Raw genomic sequence first — 18,593 nt, forward strand, 5'->3', positions numbered from 1 at the left:
GAAGCTTCATCAGCAGCAAGTGTGTTGGGTGCAGCAATGCTTGTAGCAGCTCTTGCTCTTGCAGGCAAACGTCGTCGTAATGAAGACTAATTACATTATTTTTCCTAATTCCTATTCGGGTAAAATAATTAAAAGGAAAGGTTCGCCTTTCCTTTTTTTGTACACGCATTTTTGATATACTAGACATAGTATATTCATGGAAAGTAGGGCATAAACTATGCAATTAGTTTATACAGATATTCGCAATCCTCTGACGCAGTATTTAACGGATACCGCAGCAGAATTTGCTAAGAAAGCTAAGCGAGTTTTTTACATTGCTCCAAACTCTCTATCCTTTGAGATGGAACGCAAGGTCTTGGAATACCTGCCTGAACAGGCAACTTTTGATATTATCGTGACCCGTTTTGGGCAATTGGCCCGCTATTTGATGATTGATAGGAAAGAAGCAGGTCAACCGCTGGATGATGTGGGGCTGGCCATGATTTTCTTTCGTGTCTTGTCGCAATTTGAAGATGGCGACTTGAAAGTCTATGGTCGTTTACAGACAGATTTTGGGTTCATTAACCAGCTAGTTGCTTTATACAAAGAATTGCAACGGGCAAATATGTCTATTTTGGACTTGGAAGCCATGGAATCGCCAGATAAGCAGGCTGATTTGGTAAAGATTTTTCTGGCTGTAACAGACATTTTGTCCAAAGAAGGCTTTGAGCATCAGTCTAAGTTAGCACAGCTAACGAGCTTGGTAGAAACTGGTCAGTTGGATGAGCAGTTGAAAAACATTGTGCTGGTGGTAGACGGATTTTCTCGTTTTTCGGCAGAAGAAGAAGCTTTAGTAAGTGCTTTAAATGAACGGGTGTCGGAAATCCTGATTGGTGTATATGCCAGCAAGAAGGCTGTGCAAGCCACCTATACGGAAGGCAATGTCTATCAAGCCAATGTTGACTTTTTACGCCAGCTATCAGTCCAATTTCAGACAAAGATTTCATATATTGGTTTAGAACCTGAACTGGACAGTATTGGTAAATTTTCAAAGAATATGGAATCCGTTTATGATTACAGCGGTACCATGATAGAGCTTACTGAAGAAGACAAGAAAAAAATCCAACTCTGGGAGGTTGTTAACCAAAAAGAAGAGGTGGAGCAGGTTGCGACTGCGATTCGTCAGCTTGTGCACCAAGGAACTCGCTATAAAGAGATCTTGTTGCTCTTGGGGGATGTGGATAGCTACAAGTTGCAGATTGGTAAGATTTTTGACAAGTATGAGATTCCGTACTATTTCGGTAAGGCAGAGGAGATGAGTCATCATCCCCTGGTCCATTTTGTGGAGTCCTTGGAGCGCTTGCGCCGCTATCGTTTCCGAGCGGAAGACCTGCTCAATCTCCTCAAATCTGGTTTGTACGCCAGCATTTCCCAAAAAGAGCTGGATCTTTTTGAGTCTTATGTTCTCTTTGCGGATATGAGGGGGCAGGCTGCTTTTTCGAGGGCTTTTTCGGTCAATGGCAGAGCGGACTACGATGTTGAGACTGTCAAGGAGAAGCGACTTGTCTATGATTTGAATGTCTTGGAACCCCTACGTGCTAAGATTATGGAACCTTTGAACCAGCTGTTTAAGGCTGGACCACAATCTGGAACTGCCTTGCTTGAGAAATTTATGGCATTTTTGGAGGAAATTGAGCTTCCTAAAAATATGGAAAAAATGTCTCGAAATTTAAGTGAAGTTGAGCAAGAAAAAGAAGAGCAGGTCTGGAAAAGTTTTACCCATATTCTAGAGAATTTTCATCAGATTTTCGGAAAAGAAAAATTGAAAATGGATGATTTTCTGTCTATTTTACAGGCTGGTATGCAGGCCAGTCACTATCGCACCGTTCCTGCAACAGTTGATGTGGTCAATGTCAAATCCTATGATTTGATCGAGCCACACACTGCTAAGTATGTTTATGCTATCGGAATGGGCCAGTCCAATTTTCCAAAAGTTGCTAAGAATACCAGTCTATTGACAGAAGAAGAGATGGAAAAAGTCAATCTTGTCTCGGCTAGTTCTTCACGTTTTGATTTGGTCAGTCGAGAGAATATCAAGAAGAACCATGCTGCCATGATGTCTCTGCTGAATGCTGCGACGGAACAATTAGTTATTTCTACACCTCAGATTTATAACGAAGGCGAGGACAGTCTCTCACCTTATATCAAGATTCTCCAAAAAATGGGGCTGAAATCCGAAGAACGTGGAAGGATGAAAACACTCAGTCCACAAGACATCGGTCACTACAAGAGTCTCTTATCCCGTTTGATTGAGTCAGAAAGACCATCTCTTGAACATGAAGAATGGGAAGGTCAGACGGCCTTCTGGACAGTCTTGGTTCGCCATTTGAAGAAGAAATTGGAGTCGCAAGGCATTGAAATTCCGACCATTACTGGCGAAATTACTTCTAAACAGCTTTCAGCTGATACATTGGCTGCTTTATATCCAGAGGATAAGCCGCTCAATCTTTCTGCATCCAGCTTGACCAATTTTTACAACAACCAATATCTTTACTTTGTCCGTAATGTTCTTCGCTTGCGGGAACGGGAATCCATCCATCCGACTGCCTTTCAGCATGGTTTGTTCTTGCATCGGATTTTTGAACGAGTGGTCATGGACCAATCTGAGCTAGATTTTGATCAAAAAGTGGACAAGGCCATCCTGCGGACGCGTGACGAGGCAGAATTTGCTATGTTCTATAACCAAGATGCGGATGCTCGTTATACGGAGGAGGTGCTGGATAAGATTGCTCGTTCTAGTGCGACCATTTTGCGGGATAATGATTTGGTGGAAATTGATGGTCAGGAAAAGAGTTTCCGTCAGGATAAGGCGCTGGTTTTTGACCTTCATAATGGCAAGAGTGTGCATGTAAATGGTACCATTGACCGCTTGGATACCTTACAAATCAATCAGGCTGTCGGTGTTGTGGATTACAAGTCCAGCGACCAATCTTTTTCAGTTGGGGATTTTTACAATGGTCTAAAACCTCAGTTGGTGACCTACTTGGCAGCCTTACAAGAGCTGGATGAAACTAGGGATAAACCTGTTTTTGGAGCTATGTATTTGCATTTGCAGGACCCGATTATCAAATTAAAAGATACGAAGAATTTAGAACAGCTAGAAGGAGCTGCCAATACGAGCTTGGTTTACAAGGGGCTTTTCTTGAAGGAGGAAAGTCTGGGGCTCAATCATTTTTATCAGACTCGTAACCAACTCTACACGGAAGATGAGTTTGCGGTTTTATTGAACCACAACCAAGAACTCTACAAACAGGCTGCCAAGGACATTCTGGCTGGTCGCTTTGCTATTAACCCTTATACCAAAGATGGGCGTTCGGTGGCAGGTGAGCAGCTGAAGGCAATCACTGGTTTTGAGGCGGATCGGCACATGGGCATGGCGCGGCGGTTGATCAAGGAGGCCAAGCGTCAAGATTGGATGGAACGAATGAAAGGAGGTCAGGACTAATGGCTTTTGAAGAATTTTTAAGCGCGGAAGAAATCAAGGCTGTGCAGCTGGCGGAAGCCAATTCTGATAAGCAACAAAAACGCACACCTGAGCAGATTGAAGCCATCTACACGCACGGTCAGAATGTTCTGGTCTCTGCATCGGCAGGGTCAGGAAAGACCTTTGTTATGGTTCAACGGATTTTGGATAAGTTGAAGCGTGGTGTGGGAATTGACCAGCTTTTTATCTCGACCTTTACAGTCAAAGCGGCTGGTGAATTGAAGGAGCGGATTGAGAAAAATCTCAATGAAACCATTGCGGAGACGACCGATATGGAATTGCGTCGGCATTTGTCGGCCCAGTTGGCGGATTTGACCAAGGCGGATATTGGGACCATGGACTCCTTTACGCAGAAACTGGTCACAACCTATGGTTATAGCCTTGGTATTTCTCCGCAGTTTCGGATTTTACAGGATGAGACTGAAAAAGCAAGTCTGAAAAAAGAGGTCTTTGACCAGCTCTTTGCAGATTATCTTGAAGAGGATGAAAATGGTGCATTCCGCAAACTGGTTCGCAATTTTTCGGGCAACCGCAAGGATAATAGTGGTTTTCGTCAGGTTGTCTATCAGGTGCATGATTTTAGTCAATCGACGAGCAGTCCAACTAAATGGCTGAAAGAGCAGGCTGTACAAGCTGATTTGTACAGTCAAGAGCGTATAGAGCTGATCTTAGAGCAAGGCTTTAAGGAAAAAGTGTTAGACAAGCTCTATCAAGCTGCAGATTTCTTCCGCTACCATGTGGAATGGGGCAGAAATGACTTTGGTTCCGCCAAGTATTTTGCAAATGTGGAAGAAGTCTTGGATTTGCTGACAGGTTTAGATAGTCTGGACCAGAAGGACTTGATGGAGCGGGTTGAAAGAATTCTTCTCATCAATGACCAGTCCAGAGGCAAGGGCTTGACCAATGCCAATCGACCAAAAGATGAGCATTTGATAGCCTTTAAAGAAGAATACAATGCTGGCAAGAGCCAGATTATCTCAGGACTACGAGATTTGGGTCAGGAAGTTTATGAATTAACTCTGCTGAAAGACTATCAGGTTCAAGCTTTGCCACTGCTTGTATTATTACGTGACTTTGTCCTGGATTTTTCGCAGGCTTATCTGGATGTCAAAATCAAGGAAGCAGCCTTTGAATTTGGCGATATTGGGCATTTCGCTATTCGTATTTTAGAAGAAAATGCAGACATCCGCCAGTTTTTCCAAGAAAAATACCACGAAGTCATGGTGGACGAGTACCAGGATAACAACCATAGCCAAGAGCGAATGCTGGACCTGCTGTCTAACGGGCATAATCGCTTTATGGTGGGTGACATTAAGCAGTCCATCTATCGATTCCGTCAGGCGGATCCGATGATTTTCCAAGAGAAATTTGAACTGTATCAGGCAAATCCTCAGGCTGGGAAATTGATTTTGCTCAAGGAAAACTTCCGTAGTCAGATTGAGGTCTTGGAGGCAACAAATGCTATTTTCACGCGCCTGATGGACCGTCAAGTAGGGGAAATCAAGTATGACGACACCCACAGTCTAGTGGCTGGTAGTCCTGGTCAAAAAATTGCCCAGCCCAAGCATGAGATGGAATATTTCATTTACGACCAGCAGGAGAGCGCGAGTTCTTCAACGGATGTTGAGGAGGAAACACCTCCGACTTCTGGTGAAATTGAGGTTGTCGCAAAAGAGATTATTCGTCTTCACAATGAAGAAAATGCAGATTTCAAGGACATCACTCTCTTAGTACAAAAACGGACGCACAATGACCTCATTATGTCCATTTTTGAAAAACATGGGATTCCTATTGTGGCAGATGGCGGAGCAGCCTCCTATCTGCAATCTTTAGAAGTCATGATTATGCTGGATACCTTGCGGGTTATCAATAATCCACTCAATGACTACGCCTTGGTTGCCCTGCTTAAATCGCCTATGTTCCGATTCGATGAGGATGAGCTGACACGGATTTCCTTGCAGGCTGGGACAGGTTTCTTTTACCAGAAAATGGAAATAGCCCAGCAAGCAAGTGGACAACATCCTGAACTGATGTCAGAAGAGTTGAAAAAGAAAATCAAGGATTTCTTGTCTATTTTGGAAAACTGGCGTGCCTTTGCCAAACTGCATTCTATTTATGACCTGATTTGGAAGATTTTCAATGAAAAATTCTACTATGACTATGTCGGTGCTCTTCCAAATGGCAGCAAGCGTCAGGCCAATCTATATGCACTAGGTCTGCGTGCCAACCAGTTTGAAAAAACAGGCTACAAGGGCTTGTCGCGCTTCATCGCCATGATTGACCGTGCCTTAGCAAACGATAAGGACTTGGCAGATGTACAAGAATTTTTGCCGCAAAATGCTGTACAACTTATGACCATTCACAAGTCAAAAGGTTTGGAGTTCAAGTATGTTTTCCTCATGAACATCGATAAGCGATTCAACTTGGAAGACCATTACCAGTCAGTCATCATCAGCCGGAAAAATGGTCTGGGTATCCAATATTTAGCGGATATGAAAGATAAGGTAAAGAGCCCATTACCCCAGGTGCGAGTCTTAATGAACACTCTGCCTTATCAAAAGAATCTCCAAGAGTTAAAAATTGCCAATCTTTCAGAACAAATGCGGTTGCTTTACGTTGCACTAACGCGTGCCGAGAAGAAGCTGTATCTGGTTGGAAAGGGTAATGCTGACAAGTTAGCTGAAAAATACGATGGCAAAAAGGAAGATGGCGTACTTGCCCAATCAACTCGTGAAAGTATGGCAACCTTCCAAGACTGGATTCTAGCCATTGATGAGGCCTTCTCAGGAGAAGACTTGCACTTCAAGAAAGTCTTTGTGACGGATGAGGATTTGACAGCGGAGAAGATTGGTAAACTGACATTGAAGAGTAAGCTAGAAAACGCCAGCCTTAAAGATATTCGTCAATCAGAAGACATCGCCCAGGCCTTGGACCAGTTGTCTTCTGTTCAAGAGTTGAACGAACGCTATAAGGCTGCTATAGAATTACCAAGTTTACGGACTCCAAGTCAAATCAAGAAGCTCTATGAGCCTATTTTGGAACAAGAAGGCATAGAAGTTATGGAAAAATACCAGCCAAAACGGACCTTTAACTTGCCAGATTTTTCCAAGAAACCAAAAATCACTGGAGCCCAAGTCGGTTCAGCAGTGCATGAACTCATGCAACGCTTGGATCTGTCTTGGTTGGTGACAGAAGATACGGTAAGAGCAGCTCTAGAAGCTGTTCATGCTGAGCAAGCGATTAAAGATAAAATCAATGTTCAGATGATTTTGGATTTCTTTGATACAGACTTAGGAAGAGAAATTCTAGCCAATACCGATAAACTTCATCGAGAAGCTCCATTTGCAAGTTTGCAGACAGATTCTTTGTCACAGGAAAACTTTGTCCTTCGTGGGATTATCGATGGCTACCTACTATATGATGAACATATTGTCCTCTTTGATTACAAGACAGACAAATATGACCAACCAAGCCAACTCAGCCAACGTTACCAAGCTCAAATGCAACTCTATGCCGAGGCATTGAAAAAGGCCTACAAGATAGATCGTGTAGACTGCCATTTGATTTTGCTTGGTGGGGAAAGAATTGAAGTGGTTGAAGTTTATGTAAACTAAAAGCGAGTGATTTAAACTCGCTTTTTCTGTTTGGTTAGATTGAGTCCGAATGGGACAAGATTTTCTTCTTTTTTCAAAATCCGCTGGATATTTTCCTTGTGACGAATGATGACAAAACTGCCAAGAAAAACGATAATCACTGTAAAGAGCCAGTCGTAGCTTGGTAGGATGATTCCTATTGCTGGAAATAGCAGAGCTCCTAAGATTGCTAAAGCTGCTGCTAAGACGCTAGAGAAGGAAACCATGGACGTCAAGTAGAGTGAACTGGCAAAGATTAGAACGAGATAGAGGCAAAAAGCAGGTGCGACGCCCAGAAGCATACCAGCCGACGTTGCCACAGCCTTCCCCCCTTTGAATTGGGCAAAGATAGGGAAAGTGTGCCCCAGTACAGCCATTAACCCAAATACAATCGGAGAAATTCCTTGGGCATGAAAGATCAGCGGAAGCAAGGCTGCCAACGTTCCTTTGAGAAAATCAATTACAAATACAATCGTACCAGCCTTTGGCCCCAGTATGCGAAAGGTATTAGTTGTTCCAGTATTTCCTGAACCATGTTCACGAATGTTGATATTGAAAAAAGCTTGACCTATCCAAAGTCCTGACGGGATAGATCCCAATAAATATGCAATAAATAGTAAAATAAGATTGACTAACATGTTTTCATTATAGCATATTTTCATCTAATTTAGTCCAAAATCTTATTTTGTGAGCTGTCTCAGCCGATAGGTGACAGAAATATTTTGCAAAAATAGCCAAAAACTTGTAATATAGTAAGGATGACAAGTATGGAGGTCAGTTTTGACTAAGAAAGAGATTAACATAAATAACTATAATGACGATGCCATTCAGGTACTGGAAGGGCTGGACGCCGTCCGCAAACGTCCTGGTATGTACATCGGATCCACAGATGGAAATGGCTTACACCATATGGTCTGGGAGATTGTCGATAACGCTGTCGATGAAGCCTTGTCTGGTTTCGGTGACCGGATTGATGTGACCATTAACAAGGACGGTAGCCTGTCTGTTTCCGACCGTGGACGCGGGATGCCCGTTGGTATGCACGCAACAGGCAAGCCAACGGTTGAAGTCATCTTCACCGTTCTCCACGCAGGTGGTAAGTTTGGTCAAGGTGGCTACAAGACTTCAGGTGGTCTCCACGGGGTTGGTTCTTCGGTGGTCAATGCCCTGTCCAGCTGGTTGGAAGTTGAGATTACCCGTGACGGTGCTGTTTACAAGCAACGATTTGAGCAGGGCGGAAAGCCAGTCACGACCTTAGAGAAGATTGGTACCGCTCCAAAATCAAAAACAGGTACAAAGGTGACTTTTATGCCTGACGATACCATCTTTTCAACGACGGATTTCAAGTTCAACACCATTGCCGAACGCCTGAAAGAGTCAGCCTTCTTGCTCAAACAGGTCACCATGACCTTGACAGATGAGCGGACTGGTGAGCAGGAGGAGTATCACTATGAAAATGGTGTTCAGGACTTTGTTTCTTACCTCAACGAAGACAAGGAAACCCTGACACCTGTCCTTTATTTTGAAGGAGAAGATGCAGGATTCCAAGTCCAAGTTGCCATGCAGTACAACGACGGCTATTCAGACAACATCCTCTCCTTCGTTAACAACGTTCGGACCAAGGACGGCGGTACCCACGAAACAGGTCTCAAACTAGCCATTACCAAGGCTATGAACGACTATGCCCGCAAGACCAACTTGCTCAAAGAAAAGGACAAGAACTTGGAAGGCTCTGACTACCGTGAAGGTTTGTCTGCGGTCCTTTCTATCCTTGTCCCAGAAGAGCATTTGCAGTTTGAAGGGCAGACCAAGGACAAGCTGGGCAGCCCGCTTGCTCGTCCTGTGGTGGACGGCATTGTATCGGACAAGCTGACTTTCTTCCTTTTGGAAAATGGGGAATTAGCTTCAAATCTAGTTCGTAAAGCCATTAAGGCGCGTGACGCCCGCGAGGCTGCGCGTAAAGCGCGTGACGAATCCCGAAACGGTAAGAAGAACAAGAAGGACAAGGGCCTCCTGTCAGGAAAATTAACCCCAGCCCAGTCCAAAAATCCAGCCAAAAATGAGCTCTATCTTGTTGAGGGGGATTCAGCCGGTGGCTCCGCAAAACAAGGCCGTGACCGCAAATTCCAAGCCATCCTACCTTTGCGTGGTAAGGTTATCAATACCGCTAAGGCAAAAATGGCGGACATCCTCAAAAACGAAGAAATCAACACCATGATTTACACCATTGGTGCAGGTGTTGGGTCGGATTTCACTATCGAAGATGTCAACTATGACAAGATTATTATCATGACCGATGCGGATACGGATGGTGCCCACATTCAGACTCTCTTGCTGACTTTCTTCTATCGCTATATGCGACCATTGGTAGAAGCAGGTCGGGTTTACATCGCCCTTCCGCCACTTTATAAGATGTCAAAAGGTAAGGGCAAGACAGAAAAGATTGCCTACGCCTGGTCTGACGGGGAATTAGAAGATCTCCGCAAGGATTTTGGCAAGGGCTTTATCCTCCAACGCTACAAGGGTCTTGGTGAGATGAATGCAGATCAGCTCTGGGAAACGACCATGAACCCTGAAACTCGTACTCTTATCCGTGTGACAATTGAAGATTTGGCGCGTGCTGAACGCCGTGTGTCTGTCCTCATGGGCGACAAGGTCGAGCCACGTCGCAAGTGGATTGAGGATAATGTGAAGTTTACCTTGGAGGAAGCGACAGCTTTTACCAAATAATCTCAGGGAAGTTGAGGTGCCATATGGTTTTAGAAAATAAATTGGGGATTGAAAATTCGGCTGAATTGGCTCGTCTTGAAGAACAAATCAGTAAGAAAAAAGCAGCTCTCTTGTTTGAAACAGGACAATTGTTCCAGCTTGAAGTTGGGACTTTTGCAGGTTTGGCACAAATTCATCAGGCTTTATTTGAGGATATTTACGACTTTGCAGGTAAGATTCGTGATGTTAACATTGCCAAGGATAATTTTCAATTTGCTCCACGAATCTTTCTTGAGCAGTCTTTGGCCTATATTGATAAGCTACCTCATGAAACCTTTGATGAGATTGTTGACAAGTACGCAGATATGAATATTGCACATCCTTTTCGTGAAGGAAATGGTCGTAGTATGCGTATCTGGTTGGATTGTATGCTACGGGATAGTTTGGGTAAGGTTGTTGACTGGAATAGCATTGATAAAGATGAATATTTCAATGCTATGGTTAGAAGCCATGTGTCAACAGGAGAGCTTAAATATCTGTTATTGCAAGCCTTAACGGAAGATCTTGGTCAGGCTACTTATTTCAAAGGCATCGACCATTCTTATTACTATGAAGGATACAATCTCTATCGCACAGAGGATTTGTAACTCTAGCAGAAGCAAACTATGTGAGGTGTTTTATGCCACTAAGAGTAAAATTAACTGACCGTTTTCAAAAACGGTTGTCTGAATGGGTTCGAAAGCGCAAGCCATTTAAAAACAAACAGGAGTTGGAAGAGAAATTTGACCAAGCATTGAAGATTTGGCAATCTTCCAAAACTCGGCAACATGCAGAAAACTTGCTATCTGAGCAAGGAAAATTAGAACATTTTTTACATAGCACGGAACGGAAACTGTCTCGTATGCCTTTTGGTGGAGATAAGTTTGCGGCTATTCCAGGCTTGATTTCCATGGTGCGAAGCTATATCCGTAGAGATTACAACAAGTTACCCAAAGGGACAATCCTCGCAACTATAGGTGCTTTGATTTATTTTTTCAGTCCTATTGATGCCTTACCAGATTTCATCCTTGGAGCAGGTCTACTTGACGATGCCTTTGTCCTTAATGCCTGTTTGAAATTAATCAAAACAGATGTCGATGCCTTTAGAAGCTGGCAAGCAAGTCAGACCAAGCTAGAGGAGTAGCTCTGCTATTGTCAAAAGGAGCAGAAATTGTTAGAAAAAGTTGAACGATTTATTGCTGAAATCAATAGAATGGATAGGGAGTTTTTCAAAGACTATTTTGAAACAGGTAAGGTTGAAAAAGTCAATCTCAAGCACACCTTTTATTATGGAGAGTATAATCTATTTCAGTCATAGGAGTTGTAATGAAAGGGGAAATGAATGGCAAAAAAATCTTATATTTACATACTAAACTGGACTGAAGTACATGGATGTATAAAAATTGGAAAAGCTAATAATATTTGGAATAGGTATCAGCAATTAAAAAAGGGATTTGGAGATGCTGACTTAGAGAACTCATACTGGTTTGAGGAAAAGGAAACTGATATTTTACAAACTGAAAAGTTACTTCACACTTTTACAAGAAAATACAAAGTAGATTTTCCTAAAAAGTTAGAAGGGTCTACCGAACTTTTTGAAATAAAAGCTCTGGATGAAGTTAGAGATTTATGTGGTCGAATGGGAATTCAATTGCATAAGGGGATTTATGCTCCTAAAGACAAGGTGGATACCCAAAAGTCCAATATAAAAATCAAAAATGAAAAAATATTTAAAGAACAAATTGAAGTTAACAGACTTAAATTGAATAATCTAATTGAGTTTATCCGCACTATCAACGAATACCCGAAAGATTGGGTTGTAAGAGATACAAAGTCTAGTTCTTCATGGGAGCATAGATCCATTGTAACAACTGTAATAAATGTGAATCCTAATTCGGATTATAAAATGACAGTAGATGAATTTAGAGAACTTAACAGTTTTAAATTTTATTTTAATGACAGCAGTTGGAGTCTATACTTTTTAATTTTGAAAGCTACATTTACAGAGGGAAAAAAACTGAAATCTTTTGAATTATCTAGTAGCAAGATTGATGACATTGAGAAATCGATTGAGGGTGACGAAGATTTATCGTTGCATATCAAACGATACTATTTTGATTTGTTATCACAGCTTATTTCGGAGTTGCGATTACTGCTATCTAAAAAAGAAGAAAGTACATTTGATGTCGAACAATGGCTTAATCCGAAATATGAATGGAATTCAGATGAACTTGCAGATACTGACAAATTTGGTGTATTCAATTTGTTGAAATATCCAGACTTTACAACAATAAATTTGAAACTTGAAGTTTCAAAAATTTCAAAGATTATCTCGAACGGTTATTCTTGGACAATATTTCCAAACACTACTACTAAAACAATCGAATTGTTTCAGATGAAACCTCCGACAAAAGAAGTTTTACACACAATAAATAATTTTCAAGATGGAATTTATATTTCCGATGAAGAGAACTATTTTAAATTTTGCCGATTCTTGAGAGATTTATTTGAAATAGAAAAATTTGGTAATGAATACTTATATATTCCTAAAAATAAGGAACCACAGCAGTTGTCTCTAGATAATATTGAAGGTCTATTCTGATATAGTTGATTGAAATCGTATAGAATGGCTTTATAATTTTCAGTGTCAGCCACAGGCGATTATCAAAAAAAGTAAAAAAAGAAAATTTTCGACAAGAAACAAAGAAAGGAAGGTTCAGCTAGTCTGTCTAACTGAACACGGGACTGAATCGTCCCTTTGTATCTTAATTTATGTCTAACATTCAAAACATGTCCCTTGAGGACATTATGGGAGAGCGTTTTGGTCGCTACTCCAAATACATTATTCAGGAGCGAGCTTTGCCAGACATTCGTGACGGTCTCAAGCCCGTGCAACGTCGGATTCTTTATTCTATGAATAAGGACGGCAACACATTTGACAAGGGCTACCGCAAGTCCGCCAAGTCAGTCGGAAATATCATGGGGAATTTCCACCCGCACGGTGATTATTCTATTTATGATGCCATGGTCCGCATGAGTCAGGACTGGAAAAACCGCGAGATTTTGGTGGAGATGCACGGGAACAATGGTTCCATGGACGGCGACCCACCTGCGGCCATGCGTTACACCGAGGCTCGCCTGTCGGAAATGGCAGGTTATTTGCTGGCCGACATCGAGAAAAAGACCGTGCCATTTGCCTGGAACTTTGACGATACGGAAAAAGAACCCACTGTGCTGCCAGCTGCCTTCCCTAATCTCTTGGTCAATGGAGCGACAGGAATTTCAGCAGGGTACGCGACTGACATCCCGCCGCATAATTTGGCGGAGGTCATCGATGCCGTTGTCTACATGATTGATCATCCGACAGCTAAGTTAGAAAAGTTGATGGAGTTCTTGCCTGGACCAGACTTCCCAACAGGTGCCATTATCCAAGGGGCTGACGAAATCAAGAAAGCTTATGAAACTGGTAAGGGCCGTGTTGTAGTTCGTAGCCGTTGCGAAATGGAACAACTCAAGGCAGGCAAGAAGCAGATTGTCATTACTGAGATTCCTTACGAGGTCAACAAGGCTGTTTTGGTCAAGAAGATTGATGATGTCCGTGTCAACAACAAGGTGCCAGGCATTGCCGAGGTGCGTGATGAGTCAGACCGTACAGGTTTGCGGATTGCCATTGAGCTGAAAAAAGACAGCGATGAGCAAACCATTCTCAACTACCTTTACAAATACACCGACTTACAAATCAATTACAATTTCAACATGGTGGCGATTGATAACTTCACACCGCGTCAGGTTGGCTTGCAGAAGATTCTGTCTAGCTATATTGCCCACCGTCGTGAGATTATCATTGCCCGGTCTAAGTTTGACAAGGAAAAGGCTGAAAAACGCCTCCATATCGTAGAAGGCTTAATCCGTGTTATTTCCATTTTGGATGAAGTCATTGCCCTTATTCGTGCCTCTGAAAACAAGGCTGATGCCAAGGAAAACTTGAAAATCAGCTATGATTTCAGCGAGGAACAGGCAGAAGCAATCGTGACCTTGCAACTCTACCGCTTGACCAATACCGACATTGTGACCTTGGAAAATGAAGAAGCAGCTTTACGCGAGCAGATTCAGACCTTGGCAGCCATTATCGGCGATGAGCGGACCATGTTCAATCTGATGAAGAAAGAACTGCGTGAGGTCAAGAAGCAGTTTGGCAATCCTCGTTTGAGTGAATTACAAGATCAGGCAGAAACGATTGAGATTGACACCGCCAGCTTGATTGTCGAAGAAGAAACTTTTGTCAGCGTGACCAAGGCAGGTTACATCAAACGGACCAGTCCGCGTTCTTTCAATGCCTCAACCCTTGAAGAAATGGGCAAACGAGAGGATGACCAGCTGATTTTCTTACAGAATGCCAAGACAACTCAGCACCTCTTGCTCTTTACCAATCTTGGAAATGTCATCTACCGACCTGTCCATGAGTTGACAGATATTCGTTGGAAGGACATTGGTGAACACCTGAGCCAGACCCTGATGAACTTTGATACCAATGAAGAGATTATCTTCGCTGAACTGGTTGAGAATTTTGATGAGGGAACTTATTTCGCGGTGACTAAATACGGTCAAATTAAACGTGTGGAGCGGAAGGAATTTGCTCCTTGGCGGACTTACAAGTCTAAGTCAACCAAGTATGCCAAACTCAAAGATGCAGATGATGTGGTCGTTACTGTATCGCCTGTAGTTTTGGACGACATCATGCTCATCACTGAGAAAGGCTACGCTCTGCGATTTAACATCGAAGAAGTGCCCATCATCGGTGCTAAGGCAGCTGGTGTCAAGGCGGTCAACCTCAAGGATGAGGATGTGGTGGTTGCGGCTTTCATCAGTAATACCAGCTCCGTCTATCTTCTGACCCAGCGTGGTAGCTTGAAGCGGATGGCGACGGAGGAAATCCCTGTGACCAGTCGTGCCAAGCGTGGTTTGCAGGTGCTTCGCGAACTCAAGGCTAAACCTCACCGTGTCTTTGCGGCAGGTCCAGTCTTGACGGATCAGGGAGATTTTGACCTCTTTAGTACAGCAAATGAAGATGAAACAACAAGTCAAGTGCTTCACGTGCAGTCTAAAACGGGCAAACTCTATGAGGTTGATGTGACCCAGCTTAGCCTGTCTGAACGCACAAGCAACGGCAGCTTCATATCGGATACCATTTCCGATGAAGAAGTCTTCAGAGCCTGGGTCAAATAGGAGAAAAATATGAAGAAAAAATATCTTATTCTCATCACCTTGATAGCAGTCATGGTTTTAACAATTCTTGCCATGAAGGTCTTTCCAGCATTTGAAGAATGGTTACACCAACTGATTGGTTGGTATTAACCGATATAGAACAAACTCGCTCCGGCGGGTTTTTCTTATATTCACAAAATTTTCTGAATTTTTAATTGAAAATCACTTTCAAAAGTAGTAAAATAATAAAAAATGAATTTGGAGAAACTATATGACAGTGAACATTGACTGGGAAAACCTTGGTTTTTCTTATATGAAACTACCTTACCGCTTCATCGCTCATTTCAAAAACGGCCAATGGTCTGAAGGGCAATTGACCGAAGATGCGGAACTGCACATTTCAGAAAGCTCGCCAGCCCTTCACTATGGCCAGCAGGCTTTTGAAGGCCTTAAGGCCTATCGCACCAAGGAGGGAAAACTTCAGCTCTTTCGTCCAGACCAAAACGCTGAGCGCCTGCAACGCACAGCCGACCGCTTGCTCATGGAGCCTGTTCCGACTGATCTGTTCATTAAGGCTTGTAAAGAGGTGGTCAAAGCTAACGCGGACTACGTTCCTCCCTATGGAACTGGCGGCACCCTCTATCTCCGCCCGCTCTTGATCGGTGTCGGCGACATCATCGGCGTCAAACCTGCGGAAGAGTATATTTTCACCGTTTTTGCCATGCCGGTCGGCAACTACTTCAAGGGTGGTTTGGCTCCGACTAACTTCCTCATCCAAGACAAGTATGACCGTGCAGCACCAAATGGAACAGGGGCGGCTAAGGTCGGCGGAAACTACGCGGCATCGCTCTTACCAGGTCAGTATGCCAAAAAGCAGGGCTTCTCAGATGTGATTTACCTAGACCCAGCTACCCACACCAAGATTGAAGAAGTAGGGTCTGCAAATTTCTTTGGTATTACAGCTGATAACGAGTTTGTCACACCGATTTCACCATCAATCTTGCCGTCCATTACCAAGTATTCTCTCTTATATTTGGCAGAGCATCGTCTAGGGATGAAGGCAGTGGAACGAGAAGTCCTTGTCGAAGAATTAGACCAGTTTGTCGAAGCAGGAGCTTGCGGAACAGCTGCAGTCATCTCACCAATTGGTGGTATCCAGATTGCAGACAAACTCCATGTTTTCCATAGCGAAACAGAAGTAGGACCAGTCACTCGTAAATTGTATGACGAATTAACAGGTATCCAGTTTGGTGATATTGAAGCTCCTGAAGGCTGGATTGTCGAAGTAGAATAATTTCAGAAGGCTTGCACTTGCAAGCTCTTCTCTTTTTTTGTAGAATAGTAAAAGTGAGGTTTGAAAATGAGTAAAAAAGATAAAAAAATTGAAATTCAGATTGAAGATAGCAAAGTTCTTGTCAATAGAGAAGAGTTCTCTGGATACCGCCTTGTTATAGGTAAAAAAGTAATTGGAGAAATTGCAGAATTGGCTGAAAATAACTTTGCAGTTATTAAAAATGGAAATACCGAAAGCTTTTACAAAAAATTAGAAAAAGCAGTCGGAAATATTATTGAAAATTATAATTTAAGTCACTAAAAGGCTTGTAATAGTCGCTATTTTATGTTAGAATAGTGACTGTTAGTGCACGGAGAGATAGCGAAGAGGCTAAACGCGGCGGACTGTAAATCCGCTCCTTCGGGTTCGGGGGTTCAAATCCCTCTCTCTCCATGTCTAAGATACTAAGGGCGTCAAACGCATAGTAAAAATAGGAAGTTGGCTGCAAATCCTGATTTGCTAGGCGACTTATCTTTTTTACACAGCGTTTAGCCCGAGTTCATTTCAGAATACTATCTTAGAAAATGTTTTGGGGTATCGCCAAGCGGTAAGGCAAGGGACTTTGACTCCCTCATGCGTTGGTTCGAATCCAGCTACCCCAGTAAAGGTACTAGATATAGTCTAGTTCGTCAAAGATGTCTAATTGTTGTTGTCCTTGCGTGTGCCTTAAATAAAATATATTTTATGTTGGGTCGAAAGACCTGATTGTCGGAGGTTTTTTTATAATGAACGAATTTGAAGATTTGTTGAACAGTGTAAGCGAAGTTACACCTGGTGATGTGGTAACTGCAGAAGTATTGACAGTTGATGCTGGTCAAGCAAACGTAGCTATCTCAGGTACTGGTGTTGAAGGCGTATTGACTCTTCGTGAGTTGACTAACGACCGTGATGCTGATATCAATGACCTTGTAAAAGTTGGTGAAACACTTGAATTGTTAGTACTTCGCCAAGTTGTTGGTAAAGATACAGACACTGTTACTTATCTTGTATCTAAAAAACGTTTGGAAGCACGTAAAGCATGGGACAAGCTTGTTGGTCGTGAAGAAGAAGTTGTTACAGTTAAAGTAACTCGTGCCGTTAAAGGTGGTCTTGCAGTTGAATTTGAAGGTCTTCGTGGTTTCATCCCAGCTTCAATGATCGACAGCCGTTTCACTCGTAACACTGAGCGTTTTGTAGGTCAAGAATTTGATGCTAAAATCAAAGAAGTTGATCCTGCTGAGAACCGTTTCATCTTGTCACGTCGTGACGTTGTTGAAGCAGAAGCTGCAGCTGCACGTGCTGAAGTATTCGGTAAATTGGCAGTTGGTGAAGTTGTGACTGGTAAAGTTGCACGTATCACAAGCTTTGGTGCATTCATCGACCTTGGTGGTGTAGATGGTTTGGTACACTTGACTGAATTGTCACACGAGCGTAACGTATCTCCTAAATCAGCTGTAACAGTTGGTGAAGAAGTTGAAGTTAAAGTTCTTGCAATCGACGAAGTTGAAGGTCGCGTATCATTGTCATTGAAAGCCACACAGCCTGGTCCATGGGATGGCGTTGAGCAAAAATTGGCAGCTGGCGATGTAATCGAAGGTAAAGTAAAACGCTTGACTGACTTCGGTGCTTTCGTTGAAGTATTGCCAGGTATCGATGGTTTGGTACATATCTCACAAATTTCACACAAACGTGTTGAAAATCCGAAAGACGCTTTGTCAGTAGGTCAAGAAGTAACTGTTAAAGTTCTTGAAGTGAACGCAGCTGATGAGCGTGTATCACTTTCTATCAAAGCTTTGGAAGAGCGTCCAGCAGCAGTTGAAGGTGAAGAAAAAGCTGAAAAACGTGCTCCACGTCCACGTCGTCAAAAACGTGAAGAAAAACGTGATTACGAATTGCCAGAAACTCAATCTGGATTCTCAATGGCTGACCTTTTCGGTGACATTGAATTGTAATTCATATAAAAACTTGCCTTGTGCAAGTTTTTCCTTTCCACCCTTAGTGTAATGGATATCACGTAAGATTCCGGTTCTTGAGATGGGGGTTCGATTCCCTCAGGGTGGACTAAATTGAAAAGCCTGCATTAACAGGCTTTTTTCATAGTACGACGGGCATGTCGTACATCTGAGGTGAAAGTCCTCCGTGGGCACCCGCTACCGGTGAACCCTATAGCGAC

The 18,593-nt window shown here is 42.8% G+C and carries 12 protein-coding genes, 3 tRNA genes and 1 pseudogene; 15 read left to right on the forward strand and 1 reads right to left on the reverse strand.

The window, feature by feature from the left end; all coding sequences use genetic code 11:
* From P7J36_RS09860 to addA, 3 genes are all read left to right on the forward strand, one after another.
* The coding region (locus P7J36_RS09860; protein ID WP_408551998.1) for an LPXTG cell wall anchor domain-containing protein at positions 1–90 on the forward strand (90 nt) is incomplete at its 5' end.
* Between the two features lie 127 nt (positions 91–217).
* A complete protein-coding gene (gene rexB / locus P7J36_RS09865; RefSeq protein ID WP_408551992.1) occupies positions 218–3,484 on the forward strand; it encodes an ATP-dependent nuclease subunit B in 3,267 nt (1,088 codons plus the stop codon).
* Positions 3,484–7,137, forward strand: a complete 3,654-nt coding sequence (gene addA / locus P7J36_RS09870; protein WP_408551993.1) for a helicase-exonuclease AddAB subunit AddA — start codon at positions 3,484–3,486, stop codon at positions 7,135–7,137. The genes rexB and addA overlap by 1 nt, the downstream gene beginning before the upstream one ends.
* Positions 7,138–7,148: 11 nt before the next feature.
* Here addA and plsY read toward each other — a convergent pair whose 3' ends face one another.
* Entirely contained in the window at positions 7,149–7,793 is a 645-nt protein-coding gene (plsY, locus tag P7J36_RS09875) for a glycerol-3-phosphate 1-O-acyltransferase PlsY (protein WP_024377844.1), read from the reverse strand.
* Between the two features lie 142 nt (positions 7,794–7,935).
* Between plsY and parE the strand changes: the two genes are divergently transcribed.
* The 12 genes and pseudogenes from parE (at position 7,936) to P7J36_RS09935 (ending at position 18,481) form a co-directional block, all read left to right on the forward strand.
* Positions 7,936–9,885 (forward strand): DNA topoisomerase IV subunit B, encoded by a 1,950-nt coding sequence (parE, locus tag P7J36_RS09880; protein WP_029186233.1) that lies wholly within the window; start codon positions 7,936–7,938, stop codon positions 9,883–9,885.
* Between the two features lie 23 nt (positions 9,886–9,908).
* Positions 9,909–10,511 (forward strand): protein adenylyltransferase Fic, encoded by a 603-nt coding sequence (gene fic, locus P7J36_RS09885; RefSeq protein WP_044690631.1) that lies wholly within the window; start codon positions 9,909–9,911, stop codon positions 10,509–10,511.
* A gap of 32 nt (positions 10,512–10,543) precedes the next feature.
* Positions 10,544–11,047: a YkvA family protein gene (locus P7J36_RS09890; protein ID WP_408551994.1), complete on the forward strand. Its 504-nt coding sequence runs from the start codon at positions 10,544–10,546 to the stop codon at positions 11,045–11,047.
* Positions 11,048–11,074: 27 nt separating this feature from the next.
* Positions 11,075–11,188: pseudogene (locus tag P7J36_RS09895) on the forward strand (GTP pyrophosphokinase); the annotation flags it as partial.
* 57 nt (positions 11,189–11,245) lie between these two features.
* Positions 11,246–12,505, forward strand: coding sequence for a GIY-YIG nuclease family protein (locus P7J36_RS09900; RefSeq protein ID WP_408551995.1), 1,260 nt, complete (start codon positions 11,246–11,248; stop codon positions 12,503–12,505).
* Between the two features lie 170 nt (positions 12,506–12,675).
* Positions 12,676–15,129, forward strand: coding sequence for a DNA topoisomerase IV subunit A (gene parC / locus P7J36_RS09905; RefSeq protein ID WP_408551996.1), 2,454 nt, complete (start codon positions 12,676–12,678; stop codon positions 15,127–15,129).
* A 250-nt stretch (positions 15,130–15,379) separates the two neighbouring features.
* On the forward strand, positions 15,380–16,402 hold the full coding sequence (locus tag P7J36_RS09910) for a branched-chain amino acid aminotransferase (RefSeq protein WP_408551997.1): 1,023 nt from the start codon (positions 15,380–15,382) through the stop codon (positions 16,400–16,402).
* A 66-nt stretch (positions 16,403–16,468) separates the two neighbouring features.
* The gene (locus P7J36_RS09915; RefSeq protein WP_024400468.1) at positions 16,469–16,702 is read left to right on the forward strand and encodes a DUF2969 domain-containing protein; all 234 of its coding nucleotides are present in this window, start codon (positions 16,469–16,471) and stop codon (positions 16,700–16,702) included.
* A gap of 51 nt (positions 16,703–16,753) precedes the next feature.
* Positions 16,754–16,834 (forward strand) — tRNA-Tyr (locus P7J36_RS09920).
* Between the two features lie 137 nt (positions 16,835–16,971).
* Positions 16,972–17,043 (forward strand) — tRNA-Gln (locus tag P7J36_RS09925).
* 123 nt (positions 17,044–17,166) lie between these two features.
* Complete coding sequence (rpsA, locus tag P7J36_RS09930; RefSeq protein ID WP_013730343.1) at positions 17,167–18,372, forward strand: 30S ribosomal protein S1; 1,206 nt, start codon at positions 17,167–17,169, stop codon at positions 18,370–18,372.
* Between the two features lie 37 nt (positions 18,373–18,409).
* A tRNA-Arg gene (locus P7J36_RS09935) sits at positions 18,410–18,481 on the forward strand.
* Positions 18,482–18,593 lie beyond the last annotated feature (112 nt).

Source organism: Streptococcus suis, from assembly GCF_046032115.1.
GTDB lineage: Bacteria > Bacillota > Bacilli > Lactobacillales > Streptococcaceae > Streptococcus > Streptococcus suis_AJ.